25 protein-coding genes and 4 tRNA genes are annotated in these 22645 nt (G+C 66.4%); 8 read left to right on the plus strand and 21 right to left on the minus strand.

Annotation, left to right across the window (positions count from 1 at the left end; translation table 11 throughout):
• From TL10_RS15310 to TL10_RS15330, 5 genes are read right to left on the minus strand one after another with little or no spacing between them, the layout of a single operon-like run.
• Positions 1 to 1080, minus strand: a complete 1080-nt coding sequence (locus TL10_RS15310; protein ID WP_043399279.1) for a VIT1/CCC1 transporter family protein — start codon at positions 1078 to 1080, stop codon at positions 1 to 3.
• A 3-nt stretch (positions 1081 to 1083) separates the two neighbouring features.
• Positions 1084 to 1500: a peptide-methionine (R)-S-oxide reductase MsrB gene (msrB, locus tag TL10_RS15315; protein ID WP_043399277.1), complete on the minus strand. Its 417-nt coding sequence runs from the start codon at positions 1498 to 1500 to the stop codon at positions 1084 to 1086.
• Positions 1497 to 2792, minus strand: a complete 1296-nt coding sequence (aftC, locus tag TL10_RS15320; RefSeq protein ID WP_043986297.1) for an arabinofuranan 3-O-arabinosyltransferase — start codon at positions 2790 to 2792, stop codon at positions 1497 to 1499. Before aftC ends, msrB begins: the two co-directional genes overlap by 4 nt.
• Before the next feature lie 35 nt (positions 2793 to 2827).
• Positions 2828 to 4396: an alpha/beta fold hydrolase gene (locus TL10_RS15325; RefSeq protein WP_192830243.1), complete on the minus strand. Its 1569-nt coding sequence runs from the start codon at positions 4394 to 4396 to the stop codon at positions 2828 to 2830.
• A gap of 36 nt (positions 4397 to 4432) precedes the next feature.
• The gene (locus TL10_RS15330; protein WP_043399269.1) at positions 4433 to 5233 is read right to left on the minus strand and encodes a pyrimidine reductase family protein; all 801 of its coding nucleotides are present in this window, start codon (positions 5231 to 5233) and stop codon (positions 4433 to 4435) included.
• A gap of 25 nt (positions 5234 to 5258) precedes the next feature.
• Here TL10_RS15330 and zapE point away from each other — a divergent pair, with 25 nt between their 5' ends.
• Positions 5259 to 6302, plus strand: coding sequence for a cell division protein ZapE (gene zapE / locus TL10_RS15335; RefSeq protein WP_043399266.1), 1044 nt, complete (start codon positions 5259 to 5261; stop codon positions 6300 to 6302).
• Positions 6303 to 6305: 3 nt separating this feature from the next.
• Here the strand turns inward: zapE and TL10_RS15340 are convergent, their stop codons facing one another.
• The 6 genes from TL10_RS15340 to TL10_RS15365 form a co-directional block, all read right to left on the minus strand.
• Positions 6306 to 6836, minus strand: coding sequence for a GNAT family N-acetyltransferase (locus TL10_RS15340; protein ID WP_043986246.1), 531 nt, complete (start codon positions 6834 to 6836; stop codon positions 6306 to 6308).
• Positions 6837 to 6913: 77 nt separating this feature from the next.
• A complete protein-coding gene (locus TL10_RS15345; protein ID WP_043986247.1) occupies positions 6914 to 7462 on the minus strand; it encodes a hypothetical protein in 549 nt (182 codons plus the stop codon).
• A 123-nt stretch (positions 7463 to 7585) separates the two neighbouring features.
• On the minus strand, positions 7586 to 8356 hold the full coding sequence (locus TL10_RS15350) for a Clp protease N-terminal domain-containing protein (protein ID WP_043986248.1): 771 nt from the start codon (positions 8354 to 8356) through the stop codon (positions 7586 to 7588).
• A 52-nt stretch (positions 8357 to 8408) separates the two neighbouring features.
• Positions 8409 to 9062, minus strand: coding sequence for a DedA family protein (locus TL10_RS15355; protein ID WP_043399255.1), 654 nt, complete (start codon positions 9060 to 9062; stop codon positions 8409 to 8411).
• An 18-nt stretch (positions 9063 to 9080) separates the two neighbouring features.
• The gene (locus TL10_RS15360) at positions 9081 to 9602 is read right to left on the minus strand and encodes an Rv1352/Rv1906c domain-containing protein (protein ID WP_051955053.1); all 522 of its coding nucleotides are present in this window, start codon (positions 9600 to 9602) and stop codon (positions 9081 to 9083) included.
• A gap of 111 nt (positions 9603 to 9713) precedes the next feature.
• Positions 9714 to 10049 carry a hypothetical protein gene (locus TL10_RS15365; protein WP_043399252.1) on the minus strand — a complete coding sequence of 112 codons (336 nt, stop codon included), beginning with the start codon at positions 10047 to 10049 and terminating at the stop codon, positions 9714 to 9716.
• A gap of 531 nt (positions 10050 to 10580) precedes the next feature.
• On the opposite strand from TL10_RS15365, the gene TL10_RS15370 reads away from it, so the two are divergent.
• The 3 genes from TL10_RS15370 to TL10_RS15380 are packed head-to-tail and all read left to right on the plus strand — an operon-like array spanning position 10581 to position 11922.
• Positions 10581 to 11177, plus strand: coding sequence for a TetR/AcrR family transcriptional regulator (locus TL10_RS15370; protein WP_043399249.1), 597 nt, complete (start codon positions 10581 to 10583; stop codon positions 11175 to 11177).
• The gene (locus tag TL10_RS15375; RefSeq protein ID WP_043986249.1) at positions 11174 to 11653 is read left to right on the plus strand and encodes a DUF6653 family protein; all 480 of its coding nucleotides are present in this window, start codon (positions 11174 to 11176) and stop codon (positions 11651 to 11653) included. The genes TL10_RS15370 and TL10_RS15375 overlap by 4 nt, the downstream gene beginning before the upstream one ends.
• 56 nt (positions 11654 to 11709) lie before the next feature.
• Positions 11710 to 11922: a three-helix bundle dimerization domain-containing protein gene (locus TL10_RS15380; protein ID WP_043986250.1), complete on the plus strand. Its 213-nt coding sequence runs from the start codon at positions 11710 to 11712 to the stop codon at positions 11920 to 11922.
• 22 nt (positions 11923 to 11944) lie between these two features.
• Here the strand turns inward: TL10_RS15380 and TL10_RS15385 are convergent, their stop codons facing one another.
• The 4 genes from TL10_RS15385 to TL10_RS15400 all read right to left on the minus strand — a co-directional run bounded on the left by TL10_RS15385 (position 11945) and on the right by TL10_RS15400 (position 12611).
• Positions 11945 to 12136, minus strand: coding sequence for an excalibur calcium-binding domain-containing protein (locus TL10_RS15385; RefSeq protein ID WP_043986251.1), 192 nt, complete (start codon positions 12134 to 12136; stop codon positions 11945 to 11947).
• 212 nt (positions 12137 to 12348) lie between these two features.
• A tRNA-Val gene (locus TL10_RS15390) sits at positions 12349 to 12423 on the minus strand.
• A gap of 14 nt (positions 12424 to 12437) precedes the next feature.
• Positions 12438 to 12511, minus strand: a tRNA-Cys gene (locus TL10_RS15395).
• Between the two features lie 27 nt (positions 12512 to 12538).
• A tRNA-Gly gene (locus TL10_RS15400) sits at positions 12539 to 12611 on the minus strand.
• Between the two features lie 289 nt (positions 12612 to 12900).
• Here TL10_RS15400 and TL10_RS15405 point away from each other — a divergent pair.
• Positions 12901 to 12975, plus strand: a tRNA-Val gene (locus TL10_RS15405).
• A 127-nt stretch (positions 12976 to 13102) separates the two neighbouring features.
• Here the strand turns inward: TL10_RS15405 and TL10_RS30970 are convergent.
• Entirely contained in the window at positions 13103 to 14245 is a 1143-nt protein-coding gene (locus TL10_RS30970; protein ID WP_131630746.1) for a hypothetical protein, read from the minus strand.
• Between the two features lie 67 nt (positions 14246 to 14312).
• Positions 14313 to 15050, minus strand: a complete 738-nt coding sequence (locus tag TL10_RS15415; RefSeq protein WP_043986253.1) for a GNAT family N-acetyltransferase — start codon at positions 15048 to 15050, stop codon at positions 14313 to 14315.
• 154 nt (positions 15051 to 15204) lie between these two features.
• Between TL10_RS15415 and TL10_RS15420 the strand changes: the two genes are divergently transcribed.
• Positions 15205 to 16695, plus strand: coding sequence for a PPE family protein (locus tag TL10_RS15420; protein ID WP_043986254.1), 1491 nt, complete (start codon positions 15205 to 15207; stop codon positions 16693 to 16695).
• 86 nt (positions 16696 to 16781) lie between these two features.
• Here the strand turns inward: TL10_RS15420 and TL10_RS15425 are convergent, their stop codons facing one another.
• On the minus strand, positions 16782 to 18179 hold the full coding sequence (locus TL10_RS15425) for a type II NADH:quinone oxidoreductase NdhA (protein ID WP_043986255.1): 1398 nt from the start codon (positions 18177 to 18179) through the stop codon (positions 16782 to 16784).
• Between the two features lie 92 nt (positions 18180 to 18271).
• Positions 18272 to 18718, minus strand: coding sequence for a hypothetical protein (locus tag TL10_RS15430; protein WP_043986256.1), 447 nt, complete (start codon positions 18716 to 18718; stop codon positions 18272 to 18274).
• Positions 18719 to 18763: 45 nt separating this feature from the next.
• Between TL10_RS15430 and TL10_RS15435 the strand changes: the two genes are divergently transcribed.
• Positions 18764 to 19537 (plus strand): transporter substrate-binding domain-containing protein, encoded by a 774-nt coding sequence (locus tag TL10_RS15435; protein ID WP_052506426.1) that lies wholly within the window; start codon positions 18764 to 18766, stop codon positions 19535 to 19537.
• A gap of 4 nt (positions 19538 to 19541) precedes the next feature.
• Here TL10_RS15435 and stpK7 read toward each other — a convergent pair whose 3' ends face one another.
• Positions 19542 to 21320, minus strand: a complete 1779-nt coding sequence (stpK7, locus tag TL10_RS15440) for a serine/threonine protein kinase StpK7 (protein WP_043986257.1) — start codon at positions 21318 to 21320, stop codon at positions 19542 to 19544.
• Positions 21321 to 21447: 127 nt separating this feature from the next.
• Positions 21448 to 21945, minus strand: a complete 498-nt coding sequence (locus TL10_RS15445; protein ID WP_043986258.1) for a DUF1990 domain-containing protein — start codon at positions 21943 to 21945, stop codon at positions 21448 to 21450.
• Positions 21946 to 21978: 33 nt separating this feature from the next.
• On the opposite strand from TL10_RS15445, the gene TL10_RS15450 reads away from it, so the two are divergent.
• Entirely contained in the window at positions 21979 to 22590 is a 612-nt protein-coding gene (locus TL10_RS15450; protein ID WP_043986259.1) for a PaaI family thioesterase, read from the plus strand.
• Positions 22591 to 22645: the final 55 nt, after the last annotated feature.

Genomic DNA, 22645 nt, shown 5'->3' on the forward strand with positions numbered 1-22645 from the left:
TCAGCCGACTGTGGTGCCGAACAACAGCCCCAGCAGATACGTCACCGCGGCGGCGCCGTAGCCGATCATCAACTGGCGCAACGCCCGTCGTAGCGGCGGTCCGCCGGAGAGCAGGCCGACGACCATTCCCGTCGAGAGCAACGCGAGCCCGACCAGGACCGCCGATACGACGATCGCGGTGATGCCGGTGAGCCCGAACAGATAGGGCAGCACGGGGATCAGCGCCCCGGACGCGAAGAACATGAAGCTGGACGCGGCCGCCTGCAGCCCGGTGCCGACGGCTTCGTGCTTCTCGGTCGACACCTCGCCCAGTGGCGAGTCGGCCAGTGCGCCCGCACGCAGGCTCGCGAATACGTCGGAGGCGCGGTCTGCGGCCGCTTCCGGGCTCATCCCGCGGGCGCGGTACACCAGCTCCAGTTCGTTGGCGTCGACGTCGAGTGCCCGCACGGCGGTGCCGGCCGTCGCGCTGGGTGTTGAGGCCTCCAGCAGTTCGAGCTGGGAATTGACGGAGACATACTCGCCGGCGCCCATCGACAGCGCACCCGCGATCAATCCGGCCAGCCCGGTGGCCAGGATCGTGGCGCTCGACACCCCGGTGGCCCCGACACCCAGGACCAGTGCCAGATTGCTGACCAGACCGTCGTTGGCGCCGAACACGGCGGCGCGGAAGCTGCCGGACAACTGGTCGCGGCCGCGGCTGGCAAGGGCGCGGACGACCTCCATGTGGATGCGCTCGTCGGCGGCCATGGTGGCGGTGGCGTCGACGTCGGTGTCGTACTCCGAGCGCGCTTCGGCCCGTTGCGCCAGGGCCAGTGTGAACACCGATCCGAGATGACGGGCCAGGAATCCGAGGCCTCGGGTGCGCAGGTCCGCGCGGCGGGGTTTACCGACTTGATCGCCGAGCAGTGTCAGCCAGTGGTTCTCGTGCCGGCCTTCCGCGGTGGCCAGTTCCAGCAGGATGTCGCGTTCGGCGCCCTGACGGCGCTGCGCCAGATCCCGGTAGACGGCGGCCTCGGCACGCTCATTGGCCAGATGCTGTCGCCACCGACGCAGCTGCGCGTCGGTGGGCTGCGGGACCACGTGTCAGCTCTCGGCCGGGACCAGGCGAAGCGAGATCGAGTTGATGCAGTAGCGCTGGTCGGTCGGCGTGGGGTAGCCCTCGCCCTCGAAGACGTGCCCGAGGTGGCTGTGGCAGTTGGCGCACAGCACCTCGACGCGCCGCATGCCGAGGGTGTTGTCGGCCCGCAGGATCACCGCGTCCGAGTCGGCCGGGTCGAAGAACGACGGCCAGCCGCAATGGGATTCGAACTTCTCGGTGCTGCGGAACAGCTCGGCACCGCAGGCCCGGCATTGGTAGATGCCCTCGGTCTTGGTGTCGGTGTATTCGCCGACGAACGGGCGTTCCGTCCCGGCTTCACGCAGGACGTGGAACTCTTCCGCCGAGAGTTTCTGGCGCCACTGGGAGTCGGAGAGTTCAACCTTCGGCGGCGGGATGCTCATGCGCTCACGCTACCTGTGGCCGGCGCTGCGGGCTCGGACTTGCGCTCGGATTCCGTCAACCACAACGGGTCGATGCCCTGGTCCAGCCGGCCATCTTTCTTGGCGTCGAGGTAGCGGAAGTACAGCACGCAGAACACCACGACCAGCATCAGCGACCAGCCGTAGGTGATCTTGATGTATTCGAGGAACCGGCCGGTGGTCGGCCAGCGCCACATGAGCCAGCGGTCCATGGTGAGGAAGCCGTACACCGCGAGCCAAGCCGGCCAGCTGCGGATCGTCGAGCGTGGCAGCACGACGGTCATCAGGAACGGGAACAGCATCATCGAGTAGTAGCCCTGCGCCAGCGACAGCACCAGCCACGAGGCGATCAGCAGGACGCCCGACGACGTCAGCATCCAGAACAGCTGGTCGCGCTCGCGGTAGTAGCGGTACAGCAGCCACAGGCTGGCCGCGGCCAGCAGCACGAAGGCGACGCGCAGCGCCATGATCAGCCACATGGGCAGCCCGTAGTAGATGCCGTTGCCCAGCAGCGAACTGTTGAAGTAGTCGCGGGTCTGGAAGATGTACGGCACGGTGTTACGCACGAAGCCCATGGGGTCCGCCGACAGCGGCCACGCCACCGCGTTGAAGACGACGGGCACCGCGAACGCGGCGACCAGCGCCCGCCACTGCCGGTTGAGCAGCGGCAGCAGTAGCAGGACGCCCAGCAGTGGCTTGAGCACCAGCGTTAGGCCGATCGCGGCTCCGGCCAGCCACTCGTGGTTCTTCTTGCCGTCCAGCAGCCAGGTGAAGAACAACACCTCGGCCAGCAGGATGCAGCCGTTCACGTTGGTGAAAACCAAAGTGTTGGTGACCGATTCGGTGCAGTACATGGCCAGCAGCAGGGCGGGCAACGCCACCGATGTCAGCGAGAACTTGAACAGCCGTACCAGAAGGCAGGCGGCGATGATGATCGCCACGGAGTTGATCGCGACGAACCAGAACCGCGACGCGAACTCCGGCAGGAAGCCGAACGGCGACAGCAGCAGCGTGCCGCCGGGCGGGTACAGGTAGTGCGGGTCGACGTAGTTGAAGTGCTCGTTGTAGATGGCCCAGTGCCGCCGGAAGTTCGACACCGCGCGGTACACCGGACCGAAGTCGTCGGTGATGTAGCCGTTGGTCGTCAGCACGTAGCTGCGGTGGATGATCGACACGATCGCGATGGGCCACAGTGCATTGCGAACGATATTCGCGGTGCTCTGCGGGCCGGTGCGGGGACCGAAGACGCTCAGGAGCGAGAGAGGGCGCGTCACCACTGAACCCTATAACGGGGCGTCGGACCGCCTGGTTAGGCCGGGCAGAACGTGTCGGTCTCCGGCAGCTTGCCGGTGTTCAGGTACGCCTGCACCGGCGGCAGGGCGCATCCCGTGTAGACGATGGTGCCGTGGCCGGTGCCCTGCCACATCACGCGACGGCTGTTGTTGCCCGCGTTGATCGCCATGGCCGCGACAGCCGCGACGCCGTCGCCACCGACGATCGCGTCGTTATGGGTGCCCAGCAACAGGATCGGCACCTTCAGGTCCTTGGGGGGCGCGGGCGCGGGGCTGCTGGGCCAGCTCAGGCACGGTGCCAGGCTGAGCGCTCCGACAGCGCCGAACTGCGGGTATTTCTTGGGCCAGGCCACCAGCAGCTCGCGGACACGGTCCGGCGTGGGCCGGTTGATGGAGTCGTCGCACCGGTTGACGAACTGACCGTCGGACTGGCGCGTCGCCTCGGCCGTCGTGCTGAGTGCGTTGAGTGCGGTTGCGTCGCCGCTGCGGGCCGCGGCCAGTGCACCGGCGAGGGACAGCGTATTGGCCAGTCCGTCGCCGCGCGGGTAGCCCAGCGCGGTGGTGATGGACTCGACCAGCCCGGCCGTCGAGGCGCCGCCGGCACCGCGTCCGGCGCGTGCGTCGGCCAGCATGCCGTCGATGGCGCCCTTGGGATCCGGGCCCAGCGGGCAGTTGTTGGCCACGCACTGTGCGGCGAACGCGTCGAGCGCCGCTTGCTGGCCCTTGATCCGCTGTTCGGCGGTGGCTTCCGCCGAGATGCCCAGCGGCAGGGGGGAGTCCAGCACGAGCCGGGCGACCTTGGTGGGGTGCGACGCCGCATAGGCGAGGGCGACCTGGGCACCGTTGCCGATACCGAGGACGGCCAGCGCGGGCACGTCCCAGGTGCTGCGCAGCCGCTCCAGGTCCTCGGCCGAGTGCGCGTTGTCGTAGGCCGACTCGCCCGGCGCGATGCTGTCGGTGCAGTCGGTGGTGGCCGAGGTGGCGACCTTCGCCAGGTTGGCGACCTGGTCGTCACCCGACAGGAACTGGGCCTGGTCCAGCAGGTCCTGGCGATCATTGGAGGACACACAGCTCAGCGGTCCGGACATGCCCATGCCGCGGCGGTCGACGGCCACGACCGGACGCGTCTTGAGCACGTCGACGCCGCCGCGCTGCAGCCACACCGGCAGCTGATGCGAGGTCGGGATGTCCGAGCCGGTGGTCATGACGATCGGTCCGGCGTCGGCCGGTGTACTGGCCAGGCGGGCGCGCACCACACCGATGCTGACGGTCCCGGAGGAGCCGCCCAGGGAGTCGAGGTCGGCGTCGTAATCGGAGCAGTCCAGGACGACGCCGGGCACGGCGGGCACGGTCGCATCACCGAACACCCGTGATGTGCACTCGTGCCACGTCAGGTCCTTCTTCGGCACCAAGATCGCGGGTGGACCGTCAGGTGCCTTGGACGTGGTGGCGGCGCCCTGCGGGCGGGCACCGGAGTCGGTGACGTACCGGGGGTTGGCGGCCAGCAGCGGAGCGCATCCCGCCACGACCGTCGACAGCACCACGGTCGACAGGCTCAGGGCCGGGAGCAGGTGGGGGCGACGCATGGCCACCACAGTAGCGATGCCCGCAGGCCGAACCCGTCAGCGGACGTAGCGCGTGTACAGGTAGCCCGCCGTGTCGGTGAGCACGTGGCTGCGGCGCAGCCGGGTGTGCGCCTCGCCGGGGCCGGACGCGATCCGCCGAGCCTGCCCGCCGACCAGGATCGGGGCGATGGTCACGCACATCTCGTCGATCAGGTCGTCCTCGATCAACATGTTCAGCAGTGACGGGCCGCCCTCGGTCAGCACTCGCATGAGCCCGCGTTCGGCGAAGATGCGCAGGACGGCGTGCGGGTCGACGCGGTCGGGTGCGGTGCCCGAGGCGTCGATCACCTCGGCGAGGCCCGTGAACCGGTGGTAGGTGTCGTCGATGCTGTCGCGGCTGGTGAGCAGCAGCGGCGGCACTTCGGTGCGGGTGAACAGCTTGGCGTCGTGCGGAATGTCGGCGCTGTGGGTGATCACCGCGATCGGCGGCACCTCGGCCTGGCCGCGCAGCTGGCGGGCCTGCCGCTGCGCCGCGGACATCTGGGCCCCGGAGTAGTTCTCGATGCGGACCGTGGCCGCACCGACCAGAATGACGTCGGCGTGCTGGCGCATGAGGCCGAACAGCGCCCGGTCACCGGGACCGGCCAGGCCACCGGAACTGCCGTCGTCGGTGGCCCCGCCGTCGAGGCTGGTGATCATGTTGGCGCGCACCCACGGCCGGTCCAGCTGATCGGGGTACGAGTAGAGCGGCGTCAGCAGCGATTCGTCGTTGGTGGCGGAGTCGGTCAGGAAGGCAGCGCCGACCGCACTGAGCTCTGTGAGCTGCGTCGCAGCGTCGGGATCGGACACGTGAATCATTCCAGCACGCCGCTAAGGTGCCTTCATGCCTGGGGCCAGCGAAGTCGCGCACCTGACCGATCGCCATCCGACCGTGACGCCGGAAAGACTGATCGCAGAGCTGGTTCCGCCACCCACCTTCGCCGACGTCAGCTACGACTCGTACCGGCCCGATCCGAATGAGCCGTCGCAGACCGCGGCGGTGGTTTCGGCGCGCAAATTCTGTGAGGACGCGACGCGTCAGCGCGCAGGCAAGAAGAAACTGTTCGGCAAGCGCGAGGCGTTGCCCGGGGTCGGGATGTACCTCGACGGCGGTTTCGGTGTGGGCAAGACCCACCTGCTGGCGTCGACGTACTACACGCTGGCCGGGGCCAACGCGGGCCCAGCCGCGTTCGCCACGTTCGGTGAGCTGACCCAGCTGGCCGGCGTCTTCGGCTTCACCGAGTGCATCGACCTGCTGTCCGAATATGTGGTGGTCTGCATCGACGAGTTCGAGCTCGACGATCCCGGCAACACCACGCTGATCTCCCGCCTGCTCTCGGCGCTGGTGGAGCGCGGTGTGTCGATCGCCGCGACGTCGAACACGCTGCCCGAACAGCTCGGTGAGGGCCGTTTCGCCGCCCAGGACTTCCTGCGGGAAATCAACACGCTGTCAAGCATTTTCACCACGGTCCGGGTCGAGGGCCCCGACTACCGGCAGCGCGCCCTGCCGTCGGCTCCGGTGCCGCCGTCCGACGACGAGGTGCGGTCCTGGGCACTCGGCGTCGAAGATGCCACGCTCGACGAGTTCGACGCCTTGTGCGCGCACCTGGCGACCATGCACCCGTCGCGCTATCACGCGTTGATCGAAGGCGTGCAACGCGTTTTCATCACCGGCGTGCACATGGTGTACGACCAGGCCGTCGCGCTGCGGCTGGTGTCGCTGATCGACCGGCTCTACGACGCGGGCATCCCCGTGGTCGCGTCGGGGGAGAAGATGAACACCGTCTTCAGCGAAGAGATGCTGGCCGGTGGCTTCCGCAAGAAGTACCTGCGTGCCACGTCGCGCCTGCTCGCGCTGACCCACGAGGGGACCCAGCTCCACGCCTAGTGGCTACAGAGAGCGCACCAGGACGTAGTCGCTCTCGATCCGCGCGCCGAGCTGAAAGGTCTTGGTGCCGCTGATCTCGAACCCGTGCTTGCGGTAAAACCGTTGGGCGCGTTGGTTTTCCTGATTGACGCCGAGCCACACGCAGCGGGCGCCGAGGTCACCGGCGTGCTGCAAAGACGCATCCATGAGCGTCGCGGCAACCTTGCCGCCGTGGACGTCGGGCAGCACGTAGCACTTGGACAGTTCGACGGCCGGCCGTTCCGGCACGGCGCGCTGCACCTCGGCGTCGTCGGCCACGCCACGAATCAGCATGGTGTAGCCCAGGATTCGGGCTTCGTCGTGGGCGACGAACACGGCGCGCTCGGGATCGCGCAGGTATTGGTCGAAGCGATCGGCGGACAGGTTGCCGGCGATGAAGGCGGCGATGTCGTCCGGCGCCGACGACGGCGGGCAGGCCAGGGGGAACGTGGCGGCAGCCACGTCAGCCAGTTCGGGGACATCCGTGGCCTGCGCAGGCCGCACCTGAACCGTCATCGGAATCTCCTTGCCGCAGACACAAAACTGCCCCTGTCCTAGGGGGCAGGGGCAGTTTATGTCGGTTCGATGGCGGCTCAGGGGATCGGAGTGCCTGGCTGCCAGAGATTCCACTGCGCGAGGTGCACGCCGGTGGCCGGGTTGAGCATGACCACGTTGCTGACCAGACCGCGGTAGACGTCCCAGTAGACGACGCCGTCGACGGTGGACCCGGCGGGCGCGCTCAGCAGCTTGAGCTCCAGCGCGTTGGGGTCGTCGGTGTGCTTGGACACGTAGGCGTCGGCGAAAGGGGTGACGCCGGTGAAGGTGGCGCCGGACGCCATCCAGTAGGGGTTCGGCGTCGAGATGACGTGGACCGTGACGTCGGACTTCCACGGGCCACCCTGGTTACGCCACCGTGGGGTGCCGTTCCAGGTCCAGCCCGGCGGTTCGTCAGACGGGAGCACGTTGTGCACGGTCACATCGGCGACCAGGCCCTTGTAGTTCACCCGCAAGGTATCGCCGACATTGCCGATGGTCGTCTCGGCCGCCGCCGACGGCGCCAGCGTGGCGGCCAGCAGGGTCAACGCACCGAGCAAACCCGCCAACCATCGGTAGGTCCTGTTGCCGTTCACGCCCGTGCTCATCGCGTCCTCTCCGTAATGACTGCCTCGCATGATGGCATACCGCCATCACGGCCTCGTCCGAATGGAGTAGATCTGGCCACTTCGTCGAGGTCAGTGGGTCGATTTGTCCCTGTCAGTGGACACTCACGCCGGCCCGGACTGTTCTCCGGCTGCCTGCCCGGCGGCGACGAAGTCGGCGAGCATCTTCTCGAGTTCGGTTTCGAGGTGGCCCTTGTCGACGCCGAGACGGTGCAGCGGTCCGTCGGCGTCCTCGGATTCGAGCAGCGCCAGCAGGATGTGTTCGGTGCCGATGTAGTTGTGCCCCAACCGAAGTGCTTCGCGGAAGGTCAGTTCCAGCACCTTCTTGGCGGCGCCGTCGAACGGGATCAGCGCCTTGGGTTCGGCGGTGCCGACGGCAACGGCGGCGGCCGTGCGGATCTGGTCGGCGGTGACGCCCTGGTTGGCCAGCAGGACCATGGCCAGTGATCCCGGATCGGTGAGCAGTCCGAGCAGCAGGTGGTCTGGGGTGATCTCGGTGCTGCGCGAGGTGTGCGCGGCCTGCTGGGCCTCGACGACGACCGTGCGGGCGCGCGGGGTGAACCGGCTGAACCCGTCCTTGGGATCCATGGTGTCGAGCCGGGGTTCCTTGGGTACGAAGCGCTTCTGCGCCGCCTGCTTGGTGACGCCCATGCTGCTGCCGATGTCGGTCCACGACGCGCCCGAGCGCCGGGCCTGGTCGACGAAATGGCCGATGAGGTGGTCGGCGATGTCGCCGAGGTGTTCGGCGGCCAGCATCGCATCGGTGAGTTGATCGAGTGGTTCGGTGTGCACCTTCTTGATCGCCACGATCAGGTCGTCGAGGCGGACGGTGCCCGCGATGGGATTGGGGGTCGAGGTGTGCGCGGATTCAGACATGCGTCAACCGTAGGTTGACGATTGTGAATCGTCAACCGGTAGTTGACGAAAATTACGAATGCCGCAGGGTGTCCCAGTCGTGCTCGGTTTCCAGTTGCTCGATGGCCTTCGCAGTGCGCTCTTTCAGTACCAGGGTCACGGTCAAGGCGAGCAGGCCGCCGACCAGCAAGGCGACCCAAGAGAACCGGGCCAACCACTTCTCGGCGGCCACGCCCAAGTAGTAGACGACGGCCGTGGTGCCGCACGCCCACACGATGCCGCCGGCCGCGTTGGCGGCCAGGAAGCGCGTGTAGTGCATCTTGAGGGCTCCTGCCAGCGGCCCGGCGAAGATGCGCAGCAGCGCGACGAAGCGGCCGAAGAACACGGCCCAGACGCCCCAGCGGCTGAAGAGTCGGCGGGCGAGCGCCACGTGGCCCGGGCCGAAATGTTTGGGGAACCGGCGGCCGAGACGTTCGAACAGTGACATGCCGAAGCGTCGGCCGATGCTGTATCCGATCGAGTCGCCGATGATGGCGCCGGCGGCGGCAGACAGTCCGACGCCCACGGGGTCGATGTCGAGAGTGTGCCGCGATGACATGACCGCGGCCGTGACGAGAATGATCTCGCCCGGCAGCGGGATGCCCAGACTTTCGAGCCCGATCACGAGCCCGACCACGAGGTACACCGCCAGCGGTGGGATCGATTGCAGCAGCGCGTCGACGTCCATGCCGCTAAGGATGCACTACTACGGCGTTGGTGTCGGCGCAGGCGGCGCCGGTGCGGGCGCCGGGGCGGGGGCACCGCCGCCTCCGCCGAGGGTGCCGAGAATGGCGATCGCGGCGCGGGCCTGCGGAGAGATGTTCGGACCGGGTCCGGGGGAGTCTGGTGCGGCATCGGTGACGTGCCACGGCTGGCAGCCGCTGGTCTTGAACGCCTTGTCGGTCTCATCGATGAGCACGACCTGCGGCTTGGCGGTCATGGCGCTGTCGATGACGTTGTTCTTGGCGTGCGGGTCTGCATTGTTCATCCGGCGCCAGTAGCAGCGTTTGTCGCCGACGGGTCCGGCGGTGGCGTAGGTGCCGGGTGCGATGTCCTTGCCGACGATGAACAGTCCATCACCGTCGATGCTGGTCTTCGGGCCTGCGGCGTTCGGCGCGGCAGGGCCCGGAGGGGCCGGCGTGGGGTCGGCCACGGCGACGGCCGTCGATGCGCCCCAGCTCACCACGGCCAGTGCCGCGGCGGCGGCGATCGACGTCTTTGAGCTCATGGGGTCAAAGTTTAGCTCTTCTAGCTATGTGCGTGGGGCGATGAGTGGCCAAGAAAACAGCGAAGGGCGTGGGCCGTTGCGGCCCACGCCCTTCGCTGTTTGCGCGAGAGATCAGTGCTGCGGTGCGAAAATGCCGCCGACGAGGCCGACGAGCTGGTTGGTGGCGTAGGTGCCGAGCACGCCGGTGTTGTGGTTGTAGTAGGTGCCCGCGGTGCCGGCGGCCTGGTTGTAGTAGGTGCCGGCCTGGCCCAGGGCCTGCTCGTTCGCCGTGCCGAACTGGCCGACGGCCTGGTTGAGCTGGGTGCCGAACTGGCCGATCTGCTGGATCGGGTTCGGCGGCGGGGTCGGGGCGGCCGAGGCGGCGCCGGCACCGGCGAGCGCGACGATCGCGGCGCCTCCGGCGAGCGCGATCGATCCTGCGATACGACGAGTGGTGATGTTAGCCATGATGAGGGTCCCTCCTGGAGCGAAAGTCGCTTACAGCAAACATTTGTAGTCCAGATTCGCGCCTCGCGCAACCATATGAGCGAACTTCTTGGAAATGTTCACTTTGCGATTTGGGATTTGCTGTAGGCAAAGAGGGTCATCGTCGACGTATCGACGGGTGGGGCGGGTGTGGTGTCGGGGCTGGATCGTGGGTCGAACTGAAAGAACTCGTCTGCAAGGCGTTGAACTGTACTGATGCCTGTCTCGTTGCACCTTTTGAGTGGGCCGCACGCGCACTGGGGACGAGGCTGAGAACATTACGTCAACCAAATTAGCTGCGTGGCGACTCAAATTCGTCGCGTAGCTATTGAATGAGACGCATCGGTCTACTTCATCGACGAATAGCAGTAAAGCGTTACACGCTGGGCTATGGCTATCCGAGCGTGTTCACTGTGTCCGAGCCCTCGCAGCTGCGCGGTGGTATTTGGATGCCCTGGTGGAGGGGCTTTCAAACGGGTAGGCTATGACTGATTGACCAAGGGAGTCATAGCTATGGCGGTGGCGTTTACCCCGGACGAGAAGGACGGCATTGCGCGTGTCCTGGTCGAGACGGCGGAGCAGTTGTTCGCCACCCAGGGCCTGAAGAAGACGTCGCTGGACGAGCTCGTGCAGGCGGCGGGAATCAGTAAGGGCAGCTTCTACGTGTTCTTCGACTCGAAGGAGTCGCTGTATCTCGAAGTGATGCTGCGGCGTGCGCCTCTGGTGGCCTCGGGGCTGAGCGAAGCGCTGAGCCGTCCGGTCGACGAGGAGAACCTGGTCGGCCTCATGCGTGCCATGACCGACGTGCTTGTCGACGATCCGTTCTATCGGCGGCTGCTGATGCGCGCCGACGAGCTGACGGCGGTCACCCGTCGCGTCGGGCCCGAACAGCTCGCCCGGGTGGTGCCGCAGGTCGTCAGCCCGGTGCTCGATTACCTCGTGGCCGGGCAGCGGGCCGGCGTCCTGGTCGACGACATCGCGCCGACGGCCCTCCTGGGCGTCATGCGGTCCGTCGGGCTGGTGGTGATGAGCCGTGACCGGTTCGGAGCCGAATACGACGACGTGCTCGATGCGACCATCCGGACTCTGGCAAGGGGGATGCTCCGATGAAACTGCTGGACAAGTACGCCAGCGCCGCCGGCATGAGCGAGGAGGTCTGGCGCCGTCACGCCAATCCGTGGAGTGTATGGACCCGATTCGCGGCCATCCCGCTGATGATGCTGGCCATCTGGAGCCGCGTTTGGATCGGGTGGTGGGCGCTGGCGCCGATCGGCGTCGTCATCCTGTGGCTGTGGTGGAATCCGCACGCGTTTGCCCCCGTCGACAAACCCGTTGCCTGGTCGTCCCGTGGCATCTACGGCGAGCGGCTGTGGCTGCAGGATCGCTCGCGCATGCCAGCGGGGTTCGCTGTGGTGCAAAGGGTTTGGATCGTCGGCGCTCTGGTCGGTGCGGCGCTGCTGGTGTGGGGACTCGCCGCGCTGCTCATCTGGCCGACGGTGTTCGGCGCCGTGCTCGTCGTGTACGGGCAGCTGTGGCGCATCGACCGGCTCGGCATCTTCTACGACGAGGTGACCGCGGGTCGGTGACCGGACTCTTATCTCGTTTGGCCACGCGCGGGGGAGCACTGCGTGAGAATGGGCCGATGCGCGAGTTCAGCGAAGAGCGAGCGATCGGTCAAGTCGTGGCACGCCTGGCGGCTCGATACCCGGCGCTCGATCCTGACTGGATCGCCGCCGCAGTTCGGCAAGCGCACGAGGGTTTCGCGTCGAGCGCGGTGCGGGATTTCGTGCCCCTCCTGGTGGAGCGGCACGTCCGCGAGCAACTCGATGAAGGCCTGCGAGCCGCTGCGGTCTGAGGCGGGTTCCTGCGGCCTCTGATCAGCCTTCGCAGGCGATGCCGTCGCCATCACGGTCTTGGGACGCCTTGTAGTCGGGATCTCCCTGAGGGATGTTGTACCGGCCGTCGGCATGAGCTGCCGAACAGTTCTTGTAACCGGACGCCTGGGCGGCGGGGGCTATGGCGACTCCGCCAGACGTGATCAGGGCAGCAACGATCAACGCACGCAACAACTCGACCTCGGAGAGTTAGCTCGGATCGGCAATATGCCGATATTGCAAGGTGGACGCTACTGCTGTCGCTACTGGTCTGTATGCGAATTGAGAAAAAATCAGCGCATTGGTACGAATAAACTGTGGACTGCTGGATTCGGTAACCCGTCCACCTGTGCCGCCGCGAAACAAGAGAAAGGCCCGGTTCGAAAACCGGGCCTGTCGTGAAGCGCTGGTGCGCGATACTGGGATTGAACCAGTGACCTCTTCCGTGTCAGGGAAGCGCTCTCCCGCTGAGCTAATCGCGCCGGGTTGAAACTTGTGGAGGTGGAGACGGGAATCGAACCCGTGTGCACGGCTTTGCAGGCCGTTGCCTCACCACTCGGCCACTCCACCACTGGGGCTGATGCCTTCGCACCTTCGAGCGGATGACGGGATTCGAACCCGCGACCCTCACCTTGGCAAGGTGATGCGCTACCAACTGCGCTACATCCGCGTTTCGCTTCGGTTGAACTTTGTTCGTCCGTTGCGATGCAAGACATTAGTGCACGAATGCGAGCAGACACAAATCGCGTGAAAACCGCTGGTAAACAGGCCGGTTCGGGGAGCTGACCGAGTCATGGCCGGTGTTTCAAGCGTTGCGTCCTGTGACTCCTGAGGCGGTGCGGTGGCGGGTTCGGGTGACCCGGGTGGGTGCGGCCGGATGCCGCGGGGCGCGATTCCCGTTCGGGTCACGGGACGTGTTAGTGTCTGTCGTCGCACCGATTCGGTCGGTGAGATTCCCCGGTCTCGTAGCTCAGGGGGAGAGCGTCCGCCTCACACGCGGAAGGTCACTGGTTCGATCCCAGTCGGGACCACCACACAAACTCAGGTAGCCGCCGAGATTTGTATTCGTTGAATTGCCCTGAGCGCTGCGATGCTCAAAGGCATCCTGCGGGCCACCATTTGGGCCAAGTTTCTGTGATTCTCCGTGACGCGGTGGTGCGGCTAGACGATGCGAAGAGTGGCCACGGCGCCGTCAAGGAGTGCGTTGAATGGCTTCCCGCCTTCATGCTCCAAGTAACCCTGCAGGTCGTGCTTCGGATGATCCGCATACACCGATCGATAGAGCCAGGTGCTGCCCATGTTTGTCGACCTTTCGGCATTTTGAAAATAATCATCGTTGGTCCCGAGGGACGTGTCGCCCAGGGACTGTGCGCCGACGAATGGCTTCTGCAGAGCGGGGTCGCGTTCGTTGAAACCGATTCCGAGCGATGAGTTTTTTGGAAGCGCGGCTCGCACTTTGGGTAACGAGTGACCATTACCTACAGCGGGCGCGAGGCATACAAGAGCTACTGACGGAGCCGATTGCAGCGTCGATGCTTCATATTCGCCGACCTCGATGTGGTCGTCATAGACCGGGTCGGAAATGCAGCTGAACGCCACGCCCGCGCCGCGGCTGTGCGTGATGAACAGGACTGGCAGGTCAAGGGGTCTCCTGTTCATGAGCGATCGAAGGCCGATCTGTCCGGCGATATTGGAGTACGTCATGGCGTCGAACCAGTACAACAACGGCGCGCGCCAGGTGAGCGGACCGCGGTGCATTCCGTCCCAAAACACCTCCAAATACACCGGTTTGAGTATTGGGTGATGCTGAAGCTGAGCCCTGATGCGAGAGTAATTCTCGGCCGCAGCAGGGAGAGCGTTGTTGTATCCGTGAATCAAGACGACCATGCAATTTGCCGGGACGCTCTTTGCTTTCGTCTTCAAAGATTCCGCGACTTGGGCAGTGGCGGCAGCAATTTGCGACGGGCCATACTCATAGCCGAGGCGATCAAGCTCGTGCCGGAGGGACCACGCGTAGTTGCTGCCTATGCGAGGTTGGCGTATGGCTGGAACATCTACTGATGTGGGATAGATGATTCCGTATTGGTCGAAAGCGACTCGTACCGTGTCGGGTGGCGCTGACGCCAAGTAAGTCGCGGAGGGAACGTTGTGGACGCCTGCCGTGAACGTGACAAGCCGGTAGAGCGCGCTGGTGAATCCTCTGAATCCTCGGTTTTGGATCACCTCGAGATCATCGAAGGCTTGCTGGCGAGGGGTTGGCGAACTGCCCAAACTCGACGCGAAATTCACCCGTTCGGCCGACACGTGCTCTGGTGACGGACCGGCCGCAGCTGCTATCCGATGCTTGACGTGGGTTGCGAGCGGAGTTGCTTCACCCTTCCTCTGGAATGACGACTTCCCACTGCCCGAAGATCTGCAAATCCAGGCTCGCGGCCAGCTTGTTCGAGGCGGCATTGTCCAGCTGGCACCGGTACTGCGGCTCGTATCCTTCAGTGAGCGCGTAGCGAAACATACCGCGCACCAAGGTCTTTGCGTGCCCTCGGCCCCGCGCGGCGCTGGTGGTGAGCACGCCGAGATCGGCCAACGGATACTCGTCGTCCCACGGATACATGCTGCCGATGCTGACCAGGTGCTGGCGGTCGTCGAATGCGCCGAACACGGCCCAGTGATCAAGCTCGACGTATGCGCCGTCCCAATCTTCTTCGGAAACGGCCGCTTTGAACGCCGCAAACATGTCGGCGTCCCTTTCGGTGAGGCGGCGGACGTTGATGGATTCGGTGTCGCCGAGGATGTCGTCGGCCGCGGAATCGGTGAGATAAAACACACTATCGGCGCCGTTCAGTACGACGCCTTGGGCGGCCAGCGCGGCCCGGACGTCGGTCTCTGTCGGATTGCCGAGCGCGGCAATGTCTTTGGCCAGTGCATCGGCGACTGCGGGGCTGACGGCAATCGAGACGCGGTCATCGTCGGCAGTCCGCAAGATGGTGACGCGTTCGTTGTCGTCGAGATCGGGGTTGGCGGTGATCGTCAGATATTCGTTGTTGTGCAACGGCTTCCCGCTGAACGCCGCGGCCCAGTAGTCGGTGATGACCGGTGCGAAGTCGGGCACGGGAGTACTCCTGGGGCGCTGGAAGCATTGGGGTGGGCAGGTCGCATCTTCCTGCGGCCCCACTCAATCGGCAACGCATTTTCTCGAGCCGTACCACCCGACTGCTACCTTAATGAACATAGTTTTCATTATCGTTAGCGGTCGGAGGGGATGCGTGATGGCAATGCCGGTGTGGATGGCGTCGCCGCCAGAGGTGCATTCGGCCTTGCTCAGTAGCGGTCCAGGCCCAGGTCCGTTGCTCGCCGCCGCTGCCGCATGGTCTTTGCTTGGCGCGACCTACGAGGCGGTTGCCGAGGAACTTCGAGCAGTCCTCGCCGCAACGAACGCCGGCTCGTGGCAGGGGCCGAGTGCGGAGATGTACGTGGCCGCACACGTCCCGTACTTGGCGTGGCTGACTCAGAGCGGCCTCGAAAGCAATGCCCGCGCGGTCCAACACGAGGCCATCGCCGGCGCATACAGCGCCGCGCTGGCCACGATGCCCACCCTTGTCGAATTGGCCGCCAACCATGCCACGCAGGCCGCGCTGGTGGCCACGAACTTCTTTGGTATCAACACAATTCCCATCGCGGTGACCGAGGCCGACTACGTCCGCATGTGGGTGCAAGCCGCCACCGCAATGGCGACCTACGAGGCCGTGTCGGACGGTGCGATGACGTCCACGCCGCACTCCACACCCGCGCCGCAGATCGTGGAGCACGACGACCACGACCACGACCATGATCACGATCACGATCACGGCCATGATCACGACCATGGCCACGGCGATCTGGACCCGACCCACTGGGAGTGGTGGCTGGACGTGGGCGCCGAGATGGGCGAGCATCTCGAACTCCTCTGGAACAACTTGCTGACCGATCCGGCTGCGCTGCTGACCAACCTGCCGCTGGTGTTGGCGGACGTGACCTTCCACGCCTCCCAATTGGCTTCGGTACTCGGTCAGTTCGCGCCGGCCCTGATCCAGCCGGCATTGGGGCTGGCGATCGCCAACCTCGGCTGGGTGGCCGGGTTCGCGGGGCTTGCCGGAATCCAGGTGTCCCCGGAGGCCGTTGGTGCGGAGCCGCCTCCTGCCTCGCAGGAACCGTCCACGCCTGTCGCCACGTCGGCCCCCGCGCCCAGTCCGTCGTCGACGTCCGCCTCGGCCACCGCTCCGGCAAGTGCCCCCGCGTCGACGGCGGCCGGCAGCGTGTCGGCACCCGCACCTACCCCCTCATCACCGCCGCCCATCGGCGACCCGGGTTTCCCGTACGCGGTCGGTGACGGTGCCGGCGTCGGCGCGACCACGTGGCTTCAGCGTCAGGCACGCGCTGACGCCGGCGCGTCGTCGCGAGTGTCCACGACCGCTCAGGCAGCCTCGAGCGCGGCGGCTGCGGCACGGCAAGCACGCCGCCGGCGCGGTCGGAACAAGCAAGAAGGCCGCGCAGTCGAATTCATGGACCTCGACGTCACGCCCGAATGGGACTCGGGCCCCGATCCCGACGACGCACAGGCCTCGAACCGCGGCGCGGGCCCGATGGGGTTCACCGGCGCCGTGTCCAGGTCGGGTGCGACGCCCGCGGGATTGACGGCGTTGGCCCCTGACCAATTCAGCGACGGCGCGCGTACGCCCATGCTTCCGGCCACCTGGAACCCCGACACCGAAAACTGACGATCAGGCTGGCAGGCAGCCGCCGCGCAGCCGTTCCGTATGGCCTGTGTCCCAACGGATTTCGATGCTGCCGCTGCAGCGAATCGCTAGGCGGACTCGTCCTTCTCGGCCGTATCGGCCGCGGACAACGCGTTGAGCTGGTTCTGCAGTAGCTGCATCGAGGTCCGCGCGTAGATCATCTGGCTGGTGATCGCCATCTGGGCGCGCCCGCGGCCCAGGAACGTGACGAACCAGGTGAACAGCGTCGTCACCCGGTTCTTGTAGCCGACCAGATAGACCAGGTGCAGCACCAGCCACGACAGCCAGGCGAGCACGCCGGCGAATTCGAGCTTCTTCTTGGTCAACGGAATCGGTACCTGCGCGACGGCATCGAACCGCGACACGGTCGCCATGCTGCCCTTGTCCCAGTACTTGAAAGGCTCACGGTTGGCGGGGTCGTCCTGGCCTGCCAGGTGCTGCTTGATGATGCCGGCGGCGTAGGCGGCGCCCTGGATTGCGCCCTGCGCCATGCCTGGCACGCCCTGGACGGCCATCAGATCGCCGACGACGAACACGTTCGGGTGTCCCTTGACGGTGAGGTCGGGTTCGACCATGACGCGGCCCGCACGGTCGGTCTGGGTGCCGTCGGACTGCTCGGCGATGAGCTTGCCCAGTGGGCTCGCCTGCACACCGGCCGACCAGACCTTGCAGGCGCAGTCGATACGGCGCTCGGTGCCGTCCTTGTCCTTGACGGTGATGCCCTTGTAGTCGACGTCACTGACCATCGCGTTGAGTTGAATCTCGACGCCGAGCTTCTCCAGGCGTTTCTGCGCCTTGGCGCCGAGCTTGGCGCCCATCGGCGGCAGCACCGCAGGGGCGGCGTCCAGCAGGATCACCCGGCAGTCCTGTGGCTTGATGCTGCGGAACGCCCCGGCCAGGGTGCGTTCGGCCAGCTCGGCGATCTGCCCGGCCAGCTCGACGCCGGTAGGTCCGGCGCCGACGACGACGAAGGTGAGCCGGCGTTCACGCTCTGCCGGGTCGGTGACCACTTCGGCGGCCTCGAACGCACCCAGGATGCGGCCGCGCAGCTCGAGGGCGTCGTCGATGGTCTTCATGCCCGGTGCGAACGTCGCGAAATGGTCGTTGCCGAAGTAGGACTGCTGGGCGCCGGCGGCGACGATCAGGCTGTCGAACGGGGTGACGGTCTCCTGCGACATGAGCTTGGAGGTGACGGTCTGCGCCTGCAGGTCGATGTGTTCGACCTCGCCGAGGCGGACGGTGACGTTCTGCTGCTTGCGCAGCACCAATCGTGTCGTCGGCGCGATTTCGCCTTCGGACAGGATGCCGGTGGCGACTTGGTAAAGCAGCGGCTGGAAGAGGTGGGTGGTTGTGCGCGAGATCAAGGTGATGTCGACGTCGGCGCGCTTGAGGGCCTTGGCGGCCTGTAGGCCACCGAATCCCGATCCGATGACGACGACGCGGTGACGCTGGGACGCGAGGGTCATGTTGCTCCTTCGGGGCACAACCGTGAGGACCGAACGACAGGGCAAACATACTGGCAATCTCTCCGCCGCGGGTGACAACTGACGTCCAGACGTCAGCGCCCTGCTGCTGGTAGCTCGATTCCCATCTGCTGCAAGGCTTTTCGCATGGAGCTGTCGCCGCGTTCCAGGTAGCCGCTCAGTTGATCGAGTGCCGCGTCCGCGGTGCCCGGCGTCATCATCATGCAAACGCGGGCGAACGAGCGGAAGTTGTCGATGCTGTCCTGCAACGATGAATTGACGCCCTGGTCGGGGGTCGGCAGGTTCTTGCCGAGATCGTCCAAAGTCCGTTGCAGCTTCGTGCAGTCCCGCGACATGGCGACGAAGTCGTGCGCGGTCATCGCTTCGCCGACGGTGCCGAGCGTGCCACCCAGGCTGGACACCGCATTGGTGATGGGGCGCTGCCAGGTGAGCTCGGCCGGCGCGCCGGCCTGCCCCGACACGGTCTGCGTGCAGGCACTGAGCAGCGCACCTGCCACTGCCAGTGCCGCGACTCGACGCATAGAGCCAGCGTAGGCGACCTCGTGGTCGCGTGAGAGCCTGGCTGAATGAGGCGCACAGTGATCCGCGGCGCGTTGGCACTGGTCATCGCGGCAGCCGCGGCGTGCGGATCGCCTGACTGGGAGTCGCGTCAGACGCTGAAGGTGTGCAGCACCGGTGACTACCGCCCGTTCACCTACCGCGACGCCGACGGCCAGTGGAGCGGCATGGACATCGATCTGGTCCGGGATTTCGCCCGGAGTACCGGCGCCGATCTGGATTTGGTGCCGACCACCTGGCCGACGCTCATGGCCGACCTGGGCCAGAAATGCGACCTGGCGGTCGGTGGCATCACCGTCACCGCCGAGCGGGCTGCCAGGGCGCTGTTCTCGGACCCGTATCTGCGCGACGGCAAGGCCGCCGTCGTGCGGTGCACCGATGCCGCGAATTACCGTTCCCTGGCCGATATCGACCGCGGGGGAGTTCGAGTGGTCGTCAATCCCGGTGGCACCAACGAACAATTCGACCGGGCCAACCTGCACCACGCGACCATCGTCGGCTACCCCGACAACAACACCATTTTCGATCAGGTCATCGACGGCAAGGCCGACGTCATGATCACCGACGGCAGCGAAATCCGTTGGCAGGTCACGCAACATCCGCAACTGTGCGGGGTGTCGACCGACCGGCCATTCACGGACGCACAGAAGGCCTACCTGATGCCCAAGGATGCGACGGCGCTGCAGCGGCGAATCAACCAGTGGCTCAGCGCCATTCAAGGCAATGGCAGCTACGCAACCGTCAGCCGCACGTGGCTGGGCGCGGATATCGGGCCGAAGTGAAGGTCTAACGCAGCGCGCCGTTGATGACGGGCTTGTCGACGACGCCCATCTCCACACCCCATTTGGTGGCGATCTGCCGGTACTCGCCGGTCTGCATCAGATGTTTCAGCGCCGCTTGCAGTGCGGAGGCGAGAGACGAGCCCTTGGGCACGGGCCACCCGTAGGGCTGCGCGTCGACGATCCCGCCGGCCGCCTCGAGCTTGCCTCCGCTGAGTTTGATCGCGTAGCCGGTGACGGGCGAGTCGGCGGCCATCGCGTCGACGGTACCGGCCAGCAGGGCCGCGGTGACGCCGTCCTGGCCGGCGATGGGGACGATCTCGATCGGCGCGACCCCCGCCGCTACACACGCTGCGCTGCGGGCCGGCAGATGGTCGGTCTCCTCGACGGAGCCCAGGTGCACACCCACCCGAAGTCCACACGCCGCACTGGGGTCCACGCTCGATCCGGCCCGCCGCGCCCACAGCACACCGGCTTTGAAGTACGTCACGAAATCGGCTGACTTCTCCCGTTGTTTCGTGTCGGTCGTCGACGACGCCCCGACCGAGATGACGCCGTCGCGGACCGAGGCCACGATCTTGGAGATGCCGATCTCCCGGAACTCCGGCTCCAGCCCCAGCACGCGACTCACCGCGGTTATCAGGTCGACGTCGAATCCGGTGAATTTGCCGTCCGGGCCTTTGAATTCGTTTGGCGCATAAGGAATGTTGACCCCGACCACCAGCCGTCCGGAATCCTTGAGATCGGCAGGCACCTTGGCGGCGATCGACGGGACCGAGCCCGACGGTCCGACCTCGTACTGCCGGGACCAGTAGAGCCAGGCTGTTCCGGCGCCGGCGGCCAACACGATCACCGCTCCGACGGCGATGACGACCCGCCGGGTACGGCGCTTCGGTTCGGTGGTCTGCACCGCATGGCGTCCCGATCCCGTTCGCGGGCCCGTCCGGCCCGTTCGGCCCGAGACACGGCCTTGGGCGCTCAGCGCGGCGCGGGCGTCCGCGGCGAGTTCACCGGCGTGCTGATAGCGCTTGCCGGGCTTCTTGGCCATTCCTTCGGCGATCACGTCGTCGAACGCGGCGAGGCGGCGATCGACGTCGGACGGCTTCGGCGCGGGAGCGCTGATGTGCCCGGCGATCTGGTGCTCGAGGCTGTCCGCCGGATACGGCCGCTTGCCGGTCAGGCATTCGTACAGCACGCAGGTCAGCGCGTAGATGTCCGAGCGCGGGTCCGCCTGGCCGCCCTCGAACCGCTCGGGCGCCATGTAGGCCAGCGTGCCGAGAGTGCTTCCGGCCGTGGTCAATCCGTGTTCGCCGGCGGTGCGGGCGAGGCCGAAGTCGATCAGGTAGGCGAAGTCATGGTCGGTCACCAGGATGTTGGACGGCTTGATGTCGCGGTGGATCAGCCCCGTCGCGTGCGCCGCGTCCAGGGCCGCGGCGATCTGCTCGATGACCCCGACGGAGAACTCGGGGCTCGGACGGTGTTCGGTGTCGGCCAGGATCTCGGCCAGGGTGCGGCCTTCGATGAGCCGCATGTCCAGGTAGAGCTGATTGTCGATCTCGCCGAAACCGTGAATGGGGACGACGTGCGGCTCGTTCAGGCCGGCAGCGGCCTGGGACTCGCGCTTGAACCGTTCCTGGAACACGGGGTCCTTGGCGAGGTGTGGCGGCAGCACCTTGAGTGCCACGGTGCGCTGGGTGTTGGTGTCGTAGGCGACGTACACCTCGCCCATGCCGCCGCGGCCTATCAGTTCGCGCAGCTCGTACTGCCCGAATCGTGTCGGCTCCACGCAGCACTCCTTGGCCGTGTCAGTGTCGTGTGAAAGCTACAACACGTGGTCAGCGGTGTCTGAGCGAATGACACTCACGCGGTCCCTGCCGGAAAGTTCGAAGCAGTCAGGCCGAACGGCAAATCGTTCAGACGGCGCGCAGATATCGCTGGGTGATCACCCGCTGTGCCACTCGTGCGGCAGGCGAGCCGAGGCGGCTCCACCAGGTGGCGGGCCGTGAGAACGCGCTGATCTCGGCATATACACAGTCCGTCGCCGGGTCGTGGCGCACGCAGAACAGCTCCTCGCCGGACTCCGGATGGCCGGGCAATGTCCCGTACGCGAACCCGCGACGGTCTGGTTCGTCGACGACGTACACCACACGGCAGGGGACCCGCATCGGCCCGAGCCGGCCCAGCACGTCGGTCCCGGGAGCTGCGGTCACCGTCGTCGCCTCTACCCGCATGCCCACGCCCCGCTGCATGCCCCAGCGCAGCACCGCGTCGGCCGCCGCGTCGAATCGTGCTCGGCCCGTGCCGATCTGGGCCGCCGCACGCACGTGGTGGTAGCCGTCGGGCAGCTTTCCGGCCGTCGCACCGACGTCGGGGTAGGTGAACGCCAGCCCGGCCAGGTCGCTCAGTCGCATGGGGCCACCTTGCCACCGTGGTAAGAGAAGCAGGTGGATAAGCATGCCGGTGGTGGGTTCAACCCGCCCAAACCCACCACCCAGGGCGGCCCGGACTACGGCCGGTTCGTCGAATCGGTCCGCATGGTCAGCGACCATGCGCGTGGCGCCGACGCACCCGACGACGTCATCGCCCAGGCGGCGAACCTCATCGAGCAGGCCAACGCGCTGCTGGCGCCCTACCGCGCCGACGAATGGCACTCACCGTCCGGCCGTCGCCTCGACCTGCCCAATCGCGGCAACATCCTGAACGTGCCGTCGAACCTCAAGGTCACCGACGACGGCCGGATCGCCGGTCCCGTGCGGTTCCGGCGCTTCCACCTGGGCCGCAACGGGGCCGCGCACGGCGGGGCCATCGGGCTGCTGTTCGACTCGGTGCTGGGGCACGCCGCCTACCGGCTCACGGACAGCCCGTTCCAGCGCACCGCCTACCTGCACATCAACTACCGGCAGATCGTTCCGGTCGAGCGGGACCTGCAGGCGACGGCGACCCTGGAACGTGTCGAAGGCCGCAAGATCTTCATCACCGGCGCGCTGCTGGACGGCGACACCGTCCTCGCCGACGCCGAGGCCCTCTTCGTAAGGCTCAAGCCGGGTCAGCCCTGAGGTGGCGCTGGGCCGCGAAGCGATGACCGGTGCCGATAGCATGGTCGCGATCGTC

The organism is Mycolicibacterium llatzerense, assembly GCF_000878195.1.
GTDB classification, from domain to species: Bacteria; Actinomycetota; Actinomycetes; order Mycobacteriales; family Mycobacteriaceae; genus Mycobacterium; species Mycobacterium llatzerense.